The sequence below is a fragment of the Roseicella frigidaeris genome (assembly GCF_003258945.1).
Classification (GTDB): domain Bacteria; phylum Pseudomonadota; class Alphaproteobacteria; order Acetobacterales; family Acetobacteraceae; genus Paracraurococcus; species Paracraurococcus frigidaeris.
In genome coordinates this window covers 138,262-153,991 of the sequence record NZ_QLIX01000010.1, presented here as the reverse complement: position 1 = coordinate 153,991, position 15,730 = coordinate 138,262, and the positions used below count along the sequence as shown (strand labels likewise).

General features: G+C 77.5%; 17 protein-coding genes. 15 read left to right on the top strand and 2 right to left on the bottom strand.

All coding sequences use genetic code 11. The annotated features are described in order from the left end of the window. Nucleotides 1-33: 33 nt before the first annotated feature. Entirely contained in the window at nucleotides 34-1,365 is a 1,332-nt protein-coding gene (locus tag DOO78_RS15025) for an NAD(P)/FAD-dependent oxidoreductase (protein ID WP_111470661.1), read from the top strand. A gap of 232 nt (nucleotides 1,366-1,597) precedes the next feature. Next, on the top strand, nucleotides 1,598-2,527 hold the full coding sequence (locus DOO78_RS15020; protein ID WP_207802913.1) for a polysaccharide deacetylase family protein: 930 nt from the start codon (nucleotides 1,598-1,600) through the stop codon (nucleotides 2,525-2,527). Here DOO78_RS15020 and DOO78_RS15015 read toward each other — a convergent pair. Together DOO78_RS15015 and DOO78_RS15010 are read right to left on the bottom strand one after the other, a co-directional pair. Beyond that, nucleotides 2,469-3,257 (bottom strand): glycosyltransferase family 2 protein, encoded by a 789-nt coding sequence (locus tag DOO78_RS15015; RefSeq protein WP_207802912.1) that lies wholly within the window; start codon nucleotides 3,255-3,257, stop codon nucleotides 2,469-2,471. The genes DOO78_RS15020 and DOO78_RS15015 overlap by 59 nt on opposite strands. 8 nt (nucleotides 3,258-3,265) lie before the next feature. Beyond that, nucleotides 3,266-4,132 carry a lysophospholipid acyltransferase family protein gene (locus DOO78_RS15010; RefSeq protein WP_111470659.1) on the bottom strand — a complete coding sequence of 289 codons (867 nt, stop codon included), beginning with the start codon at nucleotides 4,130-4,132 and terminating at the stop codon, nucleotides 3,266-3,268. 141 nt (nucleotides 4,133-4,273) lie between these two features. Here DOO78_RS15010 and DOO78_RS15005 point away from each other — a divergent pair, with 141 nt between their 5' ends. From DOO78_RS15005 to fabG, 13 genes are all read left to right on the top strand, one after another. Further along, nucleotides 4,274-5,053, top strand: coding sequence for a class I SAM-dependent methyltransferase (locus DOO78_RS15005; protein ID WP_111470658.1), 780 nt, complete (start codon nucleotides 4,274-4,276; stop codon nucleotides 5,051-5,053). 74 nt (nucleotides 5,054-5,127) lie between these two features. Continuing rightward, nucleotides 5,128-5,778, top strand: a complete 651-nt coding sequence (locus tag DOO78_RS15000) for a methyltransferase domain-containing protein (RefSeq protein WP_165838909.1) — start codon at nucleotides 5,128-5,130, stop codon at nucleotides 5,776-5,778. Nucleotides 5,779-5,957: 179 nt separating this feature from the next. Next, nucleotides 5,958-6,263 carry a phosphopantetheine-binding protein gene (locus DOO78_RS14995; RefSeq protein WP_111470656.1) on the top strand — a complete coding sequence of 102 codons (306 nt, stop codon included), beginning with the start codon at nucleotides 5,958-5,960 and terminating at the stop codon, nucleotides 6,261-6,263. A gap of 4 nt (nucleotides 6,264-6,267) precedes the next feature. After that, entirely contained in the window at nucleotides 6,268-6,849 is a 582-nt protein-coding gene (locus DOO78_RS26965) for a hypothetical protein (protein ID WP_165838896.1), read from the top strand. Then, nucleotides 6,839-8,212: an AMP-binding protein gene (locus tag DOO78_RS14990; RefSeq protein ID WP_123060030.1), complete on the top strand. Its 1,374-nt coding sequence runs from the start codon at nucleotides 6,839-6,841 to the stop codon at nucleotides 8,210-8,212. Before DOO78_RS26965 ends, DOO78_RS14990 begins: the two co-directional genes overlap by 11 nt. Then, a complete protein-coding gene (locus tag DOO78_RS14985; protein ID WP_111470654.1) occupies nucleotides 8,212-8,523 on the top strand; it encodes a 3-hydroxyacyl-ACP dehydratase FabZ family protein in 312 nt (103 codons plus the stop codon). The genes DOO78_RS14990 and DOO78_RS14985 overlap by 1 nt, the downstream gene beginning before the upstream one ends. Continuing rightward, nucleotides 8,508-9,449 carry an LpxL/LpxP family acyltransferase gene (locus DOO78_RS14980; RefSeq protein ID WP_111470653.1) on the top strand — a complete coding sequence of 314 codons (942 nt, stop codon included), beginning with the start codon at nucleotides 8,508-8,510 and terminating at the stop codon, nucleotides 9,447-9,449. The genes DOO78_RS14985 and DOO78_RS14980 overlap by 16 nt, the downstream gene beginning before the upstream one ends. Continuing rightward, the gene (locus DOO78_RS14975; protein WP_111470652.1) at nucleotides 9,446-10,060 is read left to right on the top strand and encodes a LolA-related protein; all 615 of its coding nucleotides are present in this window, start codon (nucleotides 9,446-9,448) and stop codon (nucleotides 10,058-10,060) included. Before DOO78_RS14980 ends, DOO78_RS14975 begins: the two co-directional genes overlap by 4 nt. Continuing rightward, nucleotides 10,057-12,444 carry an MMPL family transporter gene (locus DOO78_RS14970; protein WP_111470651.1) on the top strand — a complete coding sequence of 796 codons (2,388 nt, stop codon included), beginning with the start codon at nucleotides 10,057-10,059 and terminating at the stop codon, nucleotides 12,442-12,444. The genes DOO78_RS14975 and DOO78_RS14970 overlap by 4 nt, the downstream gene beginning before the upstream one ends. Further along, the gene (locus tag DOO78_RS14965) at nucleotides 12,437-13,654 is read left to right on the top strand and encodes a beta-ketoacyl-[acyl-carrier-protein] synthase family protein (protein WP_243634562.1); all 1,218 of its coding nucleotides are present in this window, start codon (nucleotides 12,437-12,439) and stop codon (nucleotides 13,652-13,654) included. Before DOO78_RS14970 ends, DOO78_RS14965 begins: the two co-directional genes overlap by 8 nt. After that, nucleotides 13,651-14,457 (top strand): beta-ketoacyl synthase chain length factor, encoded by an 807-nt coding sequence (locus DOO78_RS14960; protein ID WP_111470649.1) that lies wholly within the window; start codon nucleotides 13,651-13,653, stop codon nucleotides 14,455-14,457. Before DOO78_RS14965 ends, DOO78_RS14960 begins: the two co-directional genes overlap by 4 nt. After that, nucleotides 14,451-14,909 carry a hydroxymyristoyl-ACP dehydratase gene (locus tag DOO78_RS14955; protein ID WP_111470648.1) on the top strand — a complete coding sequence of 153 codons (459 nt, stop codon included), beginning with the start codon at nucleotides 14,451-14,453 and terminating at the stop codon, nucleotides 14,907-14,909. The genes DOO78_RS14960 and DOO78_RS14955 overlap by 7 nt, the downstream gene beginning before the upstream one ends. Then, nucleotides 14,906-15,706 (top strand): 3-oxoacyl-ACP reductase FabG, encoded by an 801-nt coding sequence (gene fabG / locus DOO78_RS14950; RefSeq protein WP_111470647.1) that lies wholly within the window; start codon nucleotides 14,906-14,908, stop codon nucleotides 15,704-15,706. Before DOO78_RS14955 ends, fabG begins: the two co-directional genes overlap by 4 nt. The last annotated feature ends 24 nt before the right edge of the window (nucleotides 15,707-15,730 follow it).

Here is a 15,730-nt window from a genome sequence, read left to right as displayed (position 1 = left end):
CTCCGGCATGCGCACCGATGCAACGATGACGCCGTGACCGACGCGGCGCCGGAGGCGGGGCCGGACCGCCTCGCCGCCGATGTCGTCGTCATCGGCGGCGGGCCGGCGGGATCGACCGCGGCGGCGATGCTGGCGATGCGGGGCCGGGCGGTGGTGCTGCTCGAGAAGGAGGCGCATCCCCGCTTCCACATCGGCGAGAGCCTGCTGCCGCGCAACCTCGACATCCTCGAGCGCCTCGGCGTGCTGCCCGAGATCGGCCGCATCGGCGTGCACAAGCCGGGGGCCGAGTTCGTCTCCGACCGCACCGGCCGCAGCCAGGCCTTCCCCTTCGCCCGCGCCCTCGACCGGGACCGGACCTTCGCCTGGCAGGTGAAGCGCGCCGAGTTCGACCACATCCTGTTCGAGAATGCCGCGCGCCGCGGCGCCCAGGCCCTGCAGCGCACCCAGGCGACCGGCATCGACTTCGCCCCAGAGGGGACGGGGGAGGGCATGGAGGAGAGGGCGGTGGTCCGGGCGCGCCGGGAGGATGGCACGCCCCTCGCCGTCGCGGCCCGCTACGTGCTGGACGCCTCCGGCCGCGACACCTTCCTCGCCAGCCGCATGCGGGTGAAGAGCGCGAACAGGTACAACAACACCGCCGCCGCCTATGCGCATTTCGAGGGCGTCGCGCGGCGGGAGGCGGAGTTCGAGGGCTATATCAGCATCCACCTCGCCGAGGATGGCTGGTTCTGGATCATCCCGTTGCAGGGGGGCGTCACCAGCGTCGGCTTCGTCGGCAACCAGAGCGCCTGGAAGGGCCGCAGCGGCACCCCGGCCGAGCTGCTCATGGCGCGCATCGCCGCCAGCCCCACCGTCGCGGCCCGCATGCGCGGCGCCCGCCTGGCCTCCGAGGTCTTCAGCACGGCGAATTACAGCTACCGCGCCCGCGTCGGGACCGGCGACGGCTTCCTCATGATCGGCGACGCCTATGGCTTCGTCGACCCGATGTTCTCGACCGGCGTGCTGATGGCGATGACCGCCGGCGAGCTCGGGGCGCAGGCCGCCGATGCCTGGCTCGACGACCCGGCGCGCGGCCGGGCCCTGGCGCGGCGGACCAACCGCGACCTCGCCGCCGCCATGGACCGCATCAGCTGGCTGATCTACCGGGTGAACGACCCGGTGCTGCGCTCGATGTTCCTCGCCCCCTCGAATTTCTTCTGGATGCGGGACGGGGTGGTGAACATGCTGGCCGGCAACCTGCGCGGCAGCCTGCGGGCGGAGCTGCCGGTGCTGGCCTTCAAGGCGGCCTATCACGCGCTGACCGCGCTGCGCCGGATCGGGCTCGGCCCGGCGATGCCGGAGGCCCTGGGGGCGGAGCGCGGCTGAGGCCGGCGCCGCGGAACCGCCGCTTTCCGATCGCCATCATCATGGTGTAACGGCGGCGGGCGCCCGGATGGTCCTGGGCTGCTAGGGCGCCTCCCCTGAACACCGGTTCAGGAGAAGCGCCCCAGGCTTTGTTTTCAGGGCATCTTCACCCGATCAGGTGAGTCCACCCGATCGGGATCTGCTCCAGGCCTCGGGGCCCTGGGGCGTCAGGGATCGAGGAGCAGTCAGCGCGGTGCGTCCCCTCCGCCTTCTTCCGCCGGGGACCGAACCCGGCCCCGGGGCCGCCGCGGCGGCGCTGGAGGCCAGGGCCGGCGCGCCGCTGCCGGGCGGGCTCGGCGCCGCCTGGGAGGCGGGCGCGGGCTGGCGCCCGGCGCCGGCCATCCGCGCCTCCCTGCTCGTGCATGCCCTGGCGCTCGGCGCCGGCCTGGCCTCGCCGCAGGACTGGCCGGGCCTCGCCGGGCTGCTGCTCGGCAACCATGCCCTGCTCGGCCTCGGCATGCGGCCGCGCAGCGCCCTGCTCGGCCCGAACCTCACCCGCCTGCCGCCGGCGCGCGACCCCGCGACGCGGCCCGTGGCCCTCACCTTCGACGACGGCCCCGACCCGGCGGTGACGCCGCGCATCCTCGACCTGCTGGACCGGCACGGCGCCAAGGCCAGCTTCTTCGTCCTCGGCCATCTCGCCGAGCGGCATCCCGCCCTGGTGCGGGAGATCCGGGCGCGCGGCCACAGCGTCGAGAACCACACCCATTCGCATCCGCTGAGCTTCGGCGCCTGGGGGCCGGGGGCGATGCGGCGGGAGATCGCCCAGGCGCAGGCGGCGATCGCCGCGGCCGCCGGCGAGGCGCCGCGCTTCTTCCGCCCGCCGGCCGGCATCCGCAGCCCGCTGCTCGACCCGGTGCTCTGGCGCGCCGGCCTCCGCCTCGTCACCTGGACGCGGCGCGGCTACGACACGGCCTGCGCCCGGCCGGAGCGGGTGATCGCCCGCCTCCTGCGCAATCTCGGGGAGGGCGACATCCTGGTGCTGCACGACCGGCCGGGCCGGCGCGGGACGCCGGCCCTCGCGGTGCTGCCGGCGCTGCTCGAGGCGCTCGCCCGGCGCGGCCTCAGCGCGGTGTCGCTGCGGCAGGCGGTGCCGCGCGACGCCGCAGCCGGCGACGCCTGAGCAGCCGGGGCGCGCGCCGCAGCATGCCGAGCACCAGCCGCGCATGCATCCAGGTGAGGCGGAGATTGTCGCGCAGGTAGTGGAAGTGCGAGACGCCGCCCTCCTCCGGCCGCAGGTAGCGGCAGGGGACCGGCCGGTTGATGGCCGGCACGCCCAGCCAGGAGAGCCGCACCGCCGCTTCTGGGTCGAAGTCGAAATGCCGCATCCAGCGGCTCTGCCGCATGATCCCGACCAGCGGCGCGATCGGGTAGACGCGGAAGCCGAAGAGCACGTCGCCGATGCCGCCGCCGAGCGTCTCGACGCGCGCCCACCAGTTGGAGATCCGCCGGCCATGCAGCCGGACCAGCGGCGCCTCCGGCCCGAAGCGCGGGTCGCCGAGGATCATCGCCGCCGGCGCGGCGCGCGAGGCGGCGAGCATCGCCGGGATGCAGTCCGCCGGATGCTGCCCGTCGGCATCCATGACGAGCGCATGGGTGAAGCCCTCGGCGAGCGCCGCGCGCAGCCCCTCCAGCACCGCCGCGCCCTTGCCGCGGTTGGCCGGCAGCCGGATCACCCGCAGCCCGGGATCGCCGCGGGCGAGGTTCTCGAGCAACGCCCCGCTGCCATCGGTGCTGCCGTCCACCACCACCCAGACCGGGCTCCAGGCGGCGCGCGCCTGCCGCACCGTGCGCAGCACCAGCGGCCCGGTGTTGTAGCTCGGGATCAGGACCAGCGGGCGCGGGGCCGGCATCGGCCGCGTCATCCTCCGCCGAGCTCGGCGCGGACATGGCTCTCGAGCCGGGCGACGAAGCGGTCGGGATCGGCCACCGGCTCGAAGCGCCGGCCGAGCCGGACGCGGAAGACGAGCGGCAGGGCGGGGCGGCGGAACAGCGGCCAGCCCTTGCGCAGATAGGGGCTCTCGGCCTCGATCAGCACCGTCTGCACCGGCGCCCGGGTGGCCCGGGCGATGACCGCGAAGCTGCGGTGGAAGGCATCGACCGGCGCCTGCCGCGTGCGCGAGCCTTCCGGGAAGATCATGAGCTGCCGGCCGCCCTGCACCGCCGTCGCGGCGCGGCGGATCATGCCGAGCGGCGCGTCGTTCGGGACGTAGCCGGCGAGGCGGATGCCGCCGCCGAGGAAGGGGTTGGTCCAGAGCGACGCCTTGGTGATGCAGACGGCGCGCGGCAGGCGCGAGACCAGCAGCACCGCATCCAGCATGGTCGGGTGATTGGCGGCGATGACCAGCCCGCCCTCCCGCCGCAGCGCGTCGAGCGCCGAGAGGTCGGCGCGCAGCACGCCGGTCAGCCGCATGACGCCGAGGAAGAAGCGGAAGCCGGTGGCGATCGCCGCCTGGCCGAGCGGCTCGCCCCAGCGCCGCGGCAGCAGTCGGTGCAGCAGGCCGGCGGGCAGGCTCCAGGCCAGGCTGGTCAGCCCGAAGACGAGCAGGCAGAGATGGAAGGCGATGCCGTAATAGAGCGCCGCGAGGCCCTTCGCCCGGCCCGCCGCCGGGGCCGTGCCGGCGCCGGTCGCGAGGGTGTCGGTCGAGGCAGGACCGGTCGGGGAGGGGCCGATCGAGGAGAGGCCGGTGGGGCGCGGACCAGTGGGGCGCGGGCCGGTTGGTTGCATTATTGCCTCGTCTGGGCCCGCAGCGTAGTTTCGCGGCCCCGCGAGGTGAAGTGGCAAAACCGCCTCGCGCGTCCGGGGATTCCGCCGTCCCGCGCAGGAGCCGCAGCACCACGATGACGCAGGCAGGATGACGCGGGCACGATGACGGAGCCTGGCCCGGCAGCGCCGCATCCGCCGCTCACCCGCTTCTATGGCACGGCCGCCGAGCGCGATCCCTTCGTGCGCCGCCTCTTCGCCGAGACGGCCGATGTCTACGACCGCATCAACGCCGCCTGCTCCTTCGGCTCGGGCGGCTGGTACCGGCGGCAGGCGCTGCGGCGCGCCGGGCTGCGGCCGGGCGACCGGGTGCTCGACGTCGCGGTCGGCACCGGGCTGGTGGCGCGGGAGGCGCTGCGGGTCCTCGGCGGCCGGGGCGAGGTCACCGGCCTCGATCTCAGCCCCGAGATGCTGCGGCAGGCGCGGCGCGGCCTGCCGATCCGCCTCGTCGCCGGCCGCGCCGAGGCGCTGCCCCTCGGCGATGCGGCCTTCGATTTCCTCAGCATGGGCTACGCGCTGCGGCACGTCGCCTCGCTGCCCGTCGCCTTCGCCGAGTACCGCCGCGTGCTGCGGCCCGGCGGCCGGCTGCTGCTGCTCGAGATCGCGCGGCCGGAGGGACGCCTCGCCTATGCCGCGGCGCGGTTCTATCTCGGGCGCGTCGTGCCGGCGGTCAGCGCCCGGCTCGGCGGCGGCCGGCGGGGCGGCGAGGGGGCGCGGCGGCTGATGCAGTACTACTGGGACACGATCGACCATTGCGTGCCGCCCGCCGCCATCCTCGATGCGCTGCGCCAGGCGGGGTTCCGCGGCGTCGGCTGCGAGGCGCAGTTCGGCCTGTTCCGCGCCTATGTCGCGCAGCGCCCGACGGGCCCCGACGGGGCGCCGTGACGTTGCCCGCCGAGGCCCCGGGCGCTGCCCTCCGCCCCCTCCCGGCCGCCGCGCTCGCGGCGATCGCCGGGCAGGTGGCCGCGCGCTATGCCGGCGCCTCGCGCTTCGCCCGCGGCTTCGTGCGCGGCAAGCTACGGCGCGACCCGGCGAGCGCGGCGATCCTCGCCCTCGGCGCCGCCACGCCCTTCGGCGCGGTGGTCGATTGCGGCTGCGGCCGCGGCCAGCTCGGCCTGGCGCTGCTCCTCGCCGGCGCGGCCGAGCGCCTGGTCGGGCTCGACCGCAACCCGGGCAAGATCGCCGAGGCGCGCCAGGCCGCGGCCGGCCTGCCGGCGCGCTTCGAGCAGGCCGACCTCGCCACCGCCCCGGTGCCTGCCTGCGACACGGTGCTGCTCATCGACGTGCTGCTGCAGATGCCCGAGCCGGCGCAGCGGGCGCTGCTCGCCCGGGTCGCCGCGGCGGCGCGCCGGCGCATCCTGATCCGCGCCTTCGATCCGTCCCTCGGCTGGCGCGCCCGCCTCGGCTTCGCCATGGAGCGGCTCGGGCGGCGGGTGCGCGGCGACGGCGTCGAGATCCGTCCGCTGCCGCTGCCGGCGCTGCGCCACCTGCTGGAGGAGGCCGGCTTCGGCGTCACCGTCACGCCCTGCTGGGCCGGCACGCCGCTGCCCAACATGCTGCTGCGGGCGGAGCGGCGGGGGGCCGTGGGTCCGGCCGCGCCGCCCGCGTGACGGCGCCGTGCGCCGGCGCACGGACCGGGCGCGGCGGGGCGGGCACAGGGGCGCGGGCCGGCTTTCGGCGCCGGCGCGGAACCGTCCTTGTCAGACCGTCCAAGGTTCTGATAACGATCGAGAAACTGGCCGTGATGCAAGCAGGGCGGCGATCCAGAATTCGAGGTGATATCGGTTCCATGACATCCGGCGCTCCCGCATCCGAGACCATCGCCGCGCCCGCCGCGCTGCTGCCGCAGGAACTCGATCTCGCCCGGCTGATCGTCTCCGTCCTGTCGCTCGAGGTGGCGCCGGAGGAGATCGCGCCGGAGGCGCCGCTGTTCAACCAGGGGCTGGGCCTCGATTCGATCGACGCGCTGGAGATCGCCCTCGCCGTCTCGAAAACCTACGACGTGAAGCTGCGGTCCGACGATGAGCGCAACCACCGCATCTTCGCCTCGCTGCGCAGCCTCTCGGCGTATATCGAGACGCATCGGGCGCGGTGACGGCATGGCCGGCAATGGGGCCGGCAATGGGGCCGGCATCGGGGCCGGCACGGGCGGCGCCGCGGGCGGTCCGGCCGCCGCGGGCGGGGCGCTCCTCGCCCTCCTCCTGCTGCTCGGGCTGGAGGCCGCGGCCGGGGCGGCGCTGCTCGACCTCGCCGGCCAGGCCGGGCCGGCGCTGCTCGCCGCCCTTGGCAACCTTCTCGCCTGCCTCCGCTTCGGCCTGACGCTGCGCCCGGGCCGCGAGCCGCTGGTCTCGCGCTACGCCCGCTGCGACGCGGCCGGGATGCCGGATGCCGATGGGCGCTACACGCGGCGGCTGACCCTGCTCTGGGCCCTGCTGCTCGGCGGCTTCGCGCTCGGCTTCCTCGCCGCCGCCGGCCTCGGCGGGGCCGGGCCGCTCGCCCGGCTGCAGCCGCTTGCCTGCCTCGGCCTCTTCCTCGGCGAGCATGCGCTGCGCCGCCGCCGCTTCCCCGGCCTCGGCCCGGTCTCGCCGCTCGGCACGCTGCGCGCCATCTGGCTCTGCCACGGGCCTCTGCGGCCCCATCTGCGGCCCCTGGTGCGGCCCCCGGTGCGACATGGCGCCTGAGGCGACGCTGCCGCTGACCGACCGGCGGCCCGACTCGGTGATCTGCCGGCGGGACGGCCGGGCGATCACGGCCGGCGCCCTGTTCGCCGCCGCCGCCGCGCTCGCCCGCCGCCTGCCCGCCGATGGGGGCGCCGAGGGGCCTGCCGAGGGGCCCGCCGCCGCGCCGCGGGCGATCAATGTCTGCGCCGGGCGCGACCGCATGCTGGTCGGCTTCGTCGCGGCGCTGCTGCGCGGCCATGCGACGCTGCTGAACGCCGATCCGGCGCCGGAGCGGCTGCGGGCGCTCGCCGAGCGGCATCCCGGCGCCTATGTCCTGGCCGATGCGCCGGTCGCCGGCGATCCCGGCCTGCCGGTGTTGCAGGTGCCGGCGGTGGCGCCGGAGGCCGCCGCGCCCGGGCCGCTGCCCCGCATCCCCGCCCGCCGGGTGGTCGCCATCGGCTTCACCTCCGGCTCCACCGGCGCGCCCACCGAGCACCGCAAGCCCTGGGAGGCGCTGGTCGCCGCGGCGCAGGCGGCGGCCGAGCGCTTCGGCCTCGACGACCCGGCGGCGCCGGCCAGCCTCGTCGCCACCGTGCCGCCGCAGCACATGTACGGCTTCGAGACCACCATCATGCTGCCGCTCTGGGCGCCGGTGGCGATCCAGGCCGGCGCCAGCTTCTTCCCCAACGACGTGCTCGACGCGCTGGAGGGCGTCCCGGCGCCGCGGGTGCTGGTGACGACGCCGCTGCACCTGCGCGCCCTGCTCGCCGAGGGCCGCGCCCCGGCGCTGCTCGCCGCCGTCATCTCGGCGACGGCGCCGCTCGGCCCCGGCCTCGCCGAGGCGGTCGAGCGCGACTGGGGGGCGCCGATGCTGGAGATCTACGGCGCCACCGAGGCCGGCTCCATGGCCAGCCGGCGCAGCCTGCACGAGCCGGACTGGCTGCCCTATCGCGGCGTCGGGATCGGGCCGGACTCGGCCCGCATCCCCGGCCTCGGCGAGGTCGCGCTCGCCGACCTGCTGGAGCCGCAGCCGGATGGCCGCGTCCGCCTGCTCGGCCGCCGCGCCGACGTCATCAAGCTCGGCGGCAGGCGCGCCTCGCTCGCCGACCTCAACCGGCGCCTGCTGGAGGTCGAGGGCGTCGTCGACGGCGCCTTCGTCGCGCCGGAGGACCTCGCCGCCGATCCGGCGGCGCGGCTGATGGCCTTCGCCGTCGCCCCCGGCCGCTCCGCCGAGGCGATCCTGGCGGCGCTGCGGCGGACGGTCGAGCCGCTCTTCCTGCCGCGGCCGCTGCTGCTGGTGCCGGCCCTGCCGCGCGACCGGCTCGGCAAGCTCTCGCATCCGGCGCTCGCCGCCATGCGCCACGCCGCCCAGAAGGGGGGCTGATGGCGGAGGGCGAGGGGATGCCGGCGGGCGCGGCGCCGGTCCGCTTCACCCTGCCGCCGGGGCATCCGGCGCTGCCGGGGCATTTCCCCGGCCGGCCGATCGTCCCGGGCGTGCTGCTGCTCGACGCGGTGATGCAGGCGGCGGGGATCGGCGCCGGGCGGCTGCTGCGGGCGAAATTCCTCGCCCCCGTCGCCCCCGGCCAGGCGGTCGAGATCGAGCTCGCGGCGCCCGGTCCGGAACGCCTCGCCTTCCGCTGCCGTTGTGCCGGGACCGTGGTGCTGAGCGGGGAGTTCGCATGTCCGCCACGCTGAAGCCGGGCGAGGCCGCCCCGCCGGGGGCGCCGGAATGGACCACCGCCCGCGAGCGCGGCAGCCTGGCGCTGGCCCGCTTCATGGTCTGGCTGGTCCGCCGCGTCGGCTGGTGGCCGGGCCACCTCCTGCTCTACCCAATCGCGCTCTACTTCCTCGCCGCCTCGCCGCGGCCGCGCGCCGCGGCGCGGGCCTATCTGGCGCGCGCCCTCGGCCGGGCGCCGCGCCTGCCCGACCTGTTCCGCCTCTACTTCGCCTTCGCCTCCACCATCCTCGACCGCGCCTTCCTCGTCACCGGCGAGGCCGCGCGCTACCGCATCGAGGTGCGGGGGCTGGAGGCGCTGCAGGCGCGCATCGCCGCCGGCCAGGGCTGCGTCATCCTCGGCGCGCATCTCGGCAGCTTCGAGGCGCTGCGCCTGGTCGCCGACCGCGGCTGCCCGGTCGATCTCGCGGTGATGATGCACGAGGCCAATGCGGCGCGGCTGAAGGCGGTGTTCGACGCGCTCGGCGGCGCGGCGCGGCAGGCCGCGGTGATCCCGCTCGGCACCGCCGAGGCGATGCTGCGGGCCCGGGAATGCCTCGAGCGCGGCGGGCTGGTCGGGCTGCTGGCCGACCGGGCGCCGCGCGCCGAGCGGGTGCTGGAGGTGCCCTTCCTCGGCGCCCCGGCGCCGCTGCCGACCGGGCCGCACCTGCTGGCGGCGGTGCTCGAGGCGCCGGTGCTGCTCGCCTTCGGGATCTGGCGCGGCCCGCGGCACTACGAGGTGCGCTTCGAGCCCTTCGCCGAGCCCCTGCCGCCGGGCCGGGAGGGGCGCGCGGCGGCGGTCGCCGAGCGGGTCCGCCGCTACGCCGCGCGCCTCGAGGCGGTCTGCCGGGAGCACCCCTACAACTGGTTCAACTTCTACGATGTCTGGCGGCGGGACGCGGCGTGAGGCGGCGCCGCCTGCTCCTGGCCCCGGCCCTGGTCCCGGCTCTGGTCCCGGCGCTGCTCGCCCGGCCGGCCGCCGCCGCCGAGCCGGCCGCCCCCGCCGCTCCCTTGGGCCTCGCCGCGCTGCTGCGCCGCTTCGCCGCCATCCCCCGCTCGGAGGCCCGCTTCACCGAGACCAAGGCCATCCCCGAGCTCGACCTGCCGCTGCCGAGCGAGGGGCGCCTCGCCTGGCAGGCGCCGGACCGGCTGGAGAAGCGCACCACCAGCCCGATCGAGGAGGTGCTGCGGGTCGCCGGCGACCGCCTCGTCTATGAGCGGCCGGACCGCGGCATCCGCCAGGAATTCGACCTCGACGACCAGCCCGAGATGCGCGCGCTGGTCGAGGCGATCCGCGGCACCCTCGCCGGCGACCTCGCGGCGCTGCAGCGGCACTACGAGATCGGCTTCGCCGCCCGGCCGGAGGAGGCCTGGCAGATGACCCTGGTGCCGCGCTCGCTCCGCGTCCGGGCGGCGGTGCAGCGCATCCTGGTCTCCGGCCGCGGCCCGCAGGTCCTGCGGGTCGAGACCGAGGGCCAGGGCGGCGTCTCCCGCATGCAGGTGACGCCGCAGCCGTGAGCACCGGCGCCGAGGGGGGCGGGGCCGGCGCGGCGCGGCGCCGCCGCCCCGCCACGCGGCTGCTGCTGGTGCTCGGCCTGCTGGCGACGCTCGGCGCCGGCCTCGGCCTCGGCCTCGGGCTGCGCACCGACCTGCTCGGCTTCCTGCCGGAGGGACGCAGCCCGGCCGCCGCCTTCCTGCTCGGCGAGCTGCGCAGCGGCACCGCCACCACCCTGCTGCTGGCCGGCATCGAGGGGGCGCCGGAGGCCGAGCTCGCCCGCCTCTCGCGCGAGACCGCGGCGGGGCTGCGCGCCTCCGGGCGCTTCGCCTTCGTCGGCGACGGCACCACCACCCTGTCCGAGGCCGAGCGCGAGCTGCTGTTCCGCTACCGCTACCTGCTCTCGCCGGACACCGTGCCCGAGGCCTTCACCACCGCCGCCTTGCAGGCGAAGCTGCAGGCGCTGCTGGACGGGCTGCGCTCGGCCGCCTCGCCGCTGCTGGCCCGCTTCGGCTTCGCCGACCCGACCGGCGCCTTCCTCGGCCTCGCCCGGGACTTCCTCGGCGAGGCGCGGCCGGAGACGCGCGACGGCGCCTGGTTCGCCCGTGGCGCCGCGCCGCCGCGCGCCCTGCTGCTCGCCCGCATGGCCGGCGCGGGCGGCATGGATGCCGCGGCGCAGGAGGCGGCGATCGCGGCCTTCCGCGCCGCCTTCGCCGCCGCCCGGCCCGGCCCGGCGCGGCTGCTCCTCAGCGGGCCCGGCGTCTTCGCCAGCGAGGCGGCGCGCGCCATCCGCGGCGATGTCGAGCTGATCAGCCTCGCCGCCGGCCTGCTGCTGGCCGGCTTCCTCTGGTGGCGCTTCCGCTCGCCGCTGCTGCTCGGCCTGGTCGCGGTGCCGCTCGGCGCCGCCACCGTCGCCGGCTATGCGGCGACGGCGCTGCTCGCCGGCGGGCCGCCGCATGGCATCAGCTTCGGCTTCGGCATGACCATGCTCGGCGTGGCGGTGGACTACCCGCTGTTGCTGCTCGGGCTGCAACGGCCGGGGGAGGGGCTGGCGGCGGCCGCGGCGCGGCTCTGGCCGACGCTCCGCCTCGCCGCCGCCTGCGCCGCGCTCGGCCTTGCCGCCATGCTGGGCTCCGGCTTGCCGGGCCTCGTGCAGCTCGGGGTCTTTGCCGGCAGCGGGCTGCTGGCGGCGGCGGCGGTGACGCGCTGGGGCCTGCCGCGGCTCCTGCCGCCGGGCGCCGGGATCGCGGCGCGGCCGCTGCCGGCGCCGTTCGCCGCCGGCCTCGCCCGGCTGCGCGGCCGGCCGCGGCTGGCGGCCGGGCTGGTCGGCCTCGCCGCGCTGCTGCTGGCCGGCCTCGGCGGCCCCGCCTGGCAGCGCGACATCGCCGGGCTGAGCCCGGTCCCCGCCGCCGCCCAGGCGCTCGACGCCACGCTGCGGCGGCAGCTCGGCGCGCCGGATGTGCGGCTGCTGATCGCCCTCGGCCCCGGCCCGGAGGAGGCGGTGCTGCAGGCCTCGGAGCGGCTCGCCGCCGCCCTCGGGCCGCTGCGCGGGCCGGCGGGCGCGCTCGACGGGCTCGACCTGCCCAGCCGCTGGCTGCCGAGCGCCGCCACCCAGGCGGCCCGGCAGGCGGCGCTGCCGGCGCCCGAGGCCGCCGCGGCGGCGCTGCGCGAGGCCATGCGGGGCCTGCCCTTCCGGGCCGATGCCTTCGCCCCCTTCCTCGCCGGCCTCGCCGAAAGCCGCGGCCTGCCGCCGCTCACCGCGGCGCGGCTGGCCGCCGAGGCGCCGGTGCTGGCCGCCCGGCTCTCGCCGCTGCTGGCCGGGGAGGGCGCGGCGATGCGCGGCGTCGCCCTGGCCGAGGGGGTGCGCGACCCGGCGGCGATCGCCCGCGCCGTCGCCGGGCTCGGCGATCCGCGGATCCTGCTGGTCGACATCAAGGCCGAGACCGAGGGGCTGCTCGCCGCCTATGCCCGGGCGGTGCTGCTCTGGGCGCTGGCCGGCGGCGCGGCGGTGCTGCTGCTGCTGGGCGCCGGCCTCGGCGGGGCGGGGCCGGCGCTGCGGGTCGCGGCGCCGATCGGCGGCGCCCTGCTCGTCACCCTCGCCGCGCTGGCCGCGCTGGGGGAGGGGCTGACGCTGTTCCACCTCGCCGCGCTGCTGCTGCTGGCCGGGCTCGCCACCGACTACGCGCTCTTCCTCGGCGGCGCGGCGCGGCCCGGTGGGCGCGGCCCGGGCGGGGCGGCGGCCGTCGATGCGGTCTTGAACTGTGCGGTCGCCACACTATTGACCTTCGGGATGCTGTCCTTCTGTGCGACCCCCGTGCTGCGGGGCATCGGCGTGACGGTCTCGGTCGGGGTGGCGAGCGCCTTCCTGCTGGCCCTGCTCCTGGCGCCGCGCCGTGCCGATGGCTGAGGGCGCGGCCATGGCCGGCGCCGGCGCGCCGCTGGCGATCTCGGCCTGCACCGCCGTCACCGCGCTCGGGCCCGGGCTGGCGCCGCTGCGGGCGGGGCTGCTGGGGCGGCGCGGCGGGCTGCGGCCCTGCGACCTGCCGGACATGCCGGAGGGCCTCTGGATCGGCCGCGTCCGCGGGCTGGAGGCGGTGGCGCTGCCGCCCGCGCTGGCCGGCTTCGCCTGCCGCAACAACCGCCTCGCCGAGCTGGCGCTGGCCGGCGACGGCTTCGCCGCGGCGGTGGCGGCGGCGCGCGAGCGGCACGGCGCCGCGCGCATCGCCGTGGTGCTCGGCACCAGCACCGCCGGCATCGAGGAGACCGAGCGGGCCTGGGCGCGGCGCGGCCCGGATGGCGCGCTGCCGGCCGATTTCGACTATGCCCGCACCCACGACCTGCAATCCCTGCCGCGCTACCTGCGGGCCCGGCTCGGGCTGCGCGGCCCGGCGCTGGCGCTGTCCACCGCCTGCACCTCCGGCGCCCGCGCCATCATGGAGGCGGCGGCGCTGATCGGCGCCGGCGTGGTCGATGCCGCCGTGGCCGGCGGCGTCGACACGCTCTGCCGCATGACGCTGCACGGCTTCGCCGCGCTCGAGCTGCTGAGCCGCGGCCCGACCCGGCCCTGCGCCGCCGACCGCGACGGCATCTCGATCGGCGAGGCGGCCGGGCTGGTCCTGCTGGAACGGCCGGAGGCGGCCCCGGGGGCGGCGCTCCGCCTGCTCGGCGCCGGCGCCAGCAGCGACGGCCACCACATGTCCTCGCCGCATCCCGAGGGCGAGGGCGCCGTCGCCGCCATGCGCATGGCGCTGGCCTCGGCCGGGCTGGCGCCGGCGGCGATCGGCTATGTGAACCTGCACGGCACCGGCACCCGGGCCAACGACGCCATGGAGGACCGCGCCGTGCACCGGATCTTCGGCGATGGCGTGCCCTGCAGCTCCACCAAGGGCTGGACCGGCCATGCGCTCGGCGCCTCGGGCGCCGTCGAGGCGGTGATCGCCGCGCTCTGCCTGGAGGCGGGGCTGGTGCCGGGCTGCCTGGGGCTGGAGGCGGCCGATCCGGAATTCCGCTGCGACATCGCCATCGCCAACCGCGCGGCGCCCGGCCTCAATCGGGTGATGAGCAACTCCTTCGGCTTCGGCGGCAGCAATTGCAGCCTGATCCTCGGCCGCGGATGAGCGCGCTCGGCGGCCGCATCGCCGGCATCGGCCTGCTCGGCCCCGGCCTGCCGGGCTGGGCGGCGAGCCGGCCGGCGCTCGCCGGGGAGGCGCCCTGGCAGGCGGCCGAGCCCGTCATCCCGCCGCCGGCGCTGCTGCCGCCGACCGAGCGGCGGCGGACCAGCCTGGCGATCCGCCTGGCGCTGGCGGCCGCGACCGAGGCGACGGCGGCGGCGCCCGACCGCGCCGGGATCGAGACCGTCTTCGCCTGCAGCAACGGCGACGGCGCCATCATCGGCAGCATCCTGACGGCGCTGCACGACCCGGCCGGCGTCGCCCTCTCGCCGACGCAGTTCCACAACTCGGTGCACAACGCCCCGGCCGGCTACTGGCACATCGCCGCCGGCTCGCCCGCCCCCTCGGTCAGCCTCGGCCTGCATGACGACAGCCTCGCCGCCGGGCTGCTGGCGGCGCTGACCGCCCTGGCGGCGCGGCGGCGCCCCGTTTTGCTCTGCGCCTATGACGCGCCGCTGCCGCCGCCGCTGGATGCGGCGCGGCCGACCGGGCCCGCCTTCGCCGCCGCCCTGCTGCTGCGCCCCGATCCCGGCGCCGGGCCGCTGCTGACGGCGCGCTTCCAGGCCGAGCCGGCGCCGCCGCCCCCGACGGGCGATGCGCCGGGCGACGCGCTGGACGCGCTGGCGGCGGCGAACCCGGCGGCGCGCGCCCTGCCGCTGCTGCGGGCACTGGCCGCCGGGCGGCCGGCGCGCCTCGCCCTGCCGCTGGCCGAGGATGCGCATCTGGCGCTGGAGCTGACGCCGTGCTGAGCCCGCCCCTCGACGCCGCGGCGATCGCCCGGCTGGTGCCGCATGCCGGGGCGATGTGCCTGCTCGACCGGGCGCTGGCCTGGGATGCGGTGCGCATCCGCTGCGAGACCGGGCGGCATGCCGCGCCGGCGAACCCGCTGCGCCGCGACGGCCGGCTGCCCGCGGTCTGCGGTGTCGAATTCGCGCTCCAGGCCATGGCGCTGCATGGGGCCCTGACCGGTGGGGCCCTGAATGGCGGGGAGGCGCCGCCGCGCGCGGGCTTCCTCAGCAGCCTGCGCGAGCTGACCCTGGCGGCCGCGCGGCTGGACGACATCCCTGGGCCGCTCGCGGTCACCGCCGAGGCGCTCGCCGCCGAGACGCGGGGCTGCATCTACCGCTTCGAGGTCGCCGCCGGCGCGACGGTGCTGCTCGCCGGCCAAGCGGCGGTGATGCTGCCGGAGGCGGCGCCGTGAGCGGCGCGGCGCAAGGGGCGGAACAGGGGGCGGCGCAAGGGGAGGCACAGGGGGCGGCGCAGGGGCGCCTCGCCCTCGTCACCGGCGGCGCCAGCCCGATCGGCGCCGCGATCTGCCGCCGCCTCGCCGCCGATGGCCATGCCGTGCTGGTGCATGCGCATGCCGGGCTGGCGCGGGCCGAGGCGCTGGCGGCGGAGATCCGCGCCGGCGGCGGCCAGGCCCTCGCCTTCGCCTGCGACCTGACCGACATCGCCGCCACGGCGGCGGCGCTGGACGGGCTGCCGGCGCGGGACGGCCCCCTGGGAGGGGCCGTGCAGATCCTGGTGCACAATGCCGGCACGCATGCCGACGCGCCGCTCGCCGGCATGCCCGAGGCGCAGTGGCGCGGCGTGATCGACGTCTCGCTGAACGGCTTCTACGCCGTGCTGCGCCCCTTGCTGCTGCCGATGATCGGCACGCGCTGGGGGCGGATCATCGCCATCTCCTCGATCTCCGGCCTGATCGGCAACCGCGGCCAGGTGAATTACGCGGCGGCCAAGGCGGGGCTGATCGGCGCGGTGAAGTCGCTCTCGCTGGAATATGCGGCGCGCGGCGTCACCGCCAATGCCGTCGCGCCCGGCATCATCGAGAGCCCGGCCGTCGCCGCGGCGCTGACGCCGGAGCGCATCGCGCAGCTCGTGCCGGCGCGCCGCGCCGGGCGGCCGGAGGAGGTGGCCGACCTGGTCGGCTTCCTCGCCTCGGAGCGGGCCGGCTACATCACCGGCCAGGCGATCGCGGTCTCGGGCGGGTTGGGGTGAGGTGGCGGGCGATGGCGGCGCATC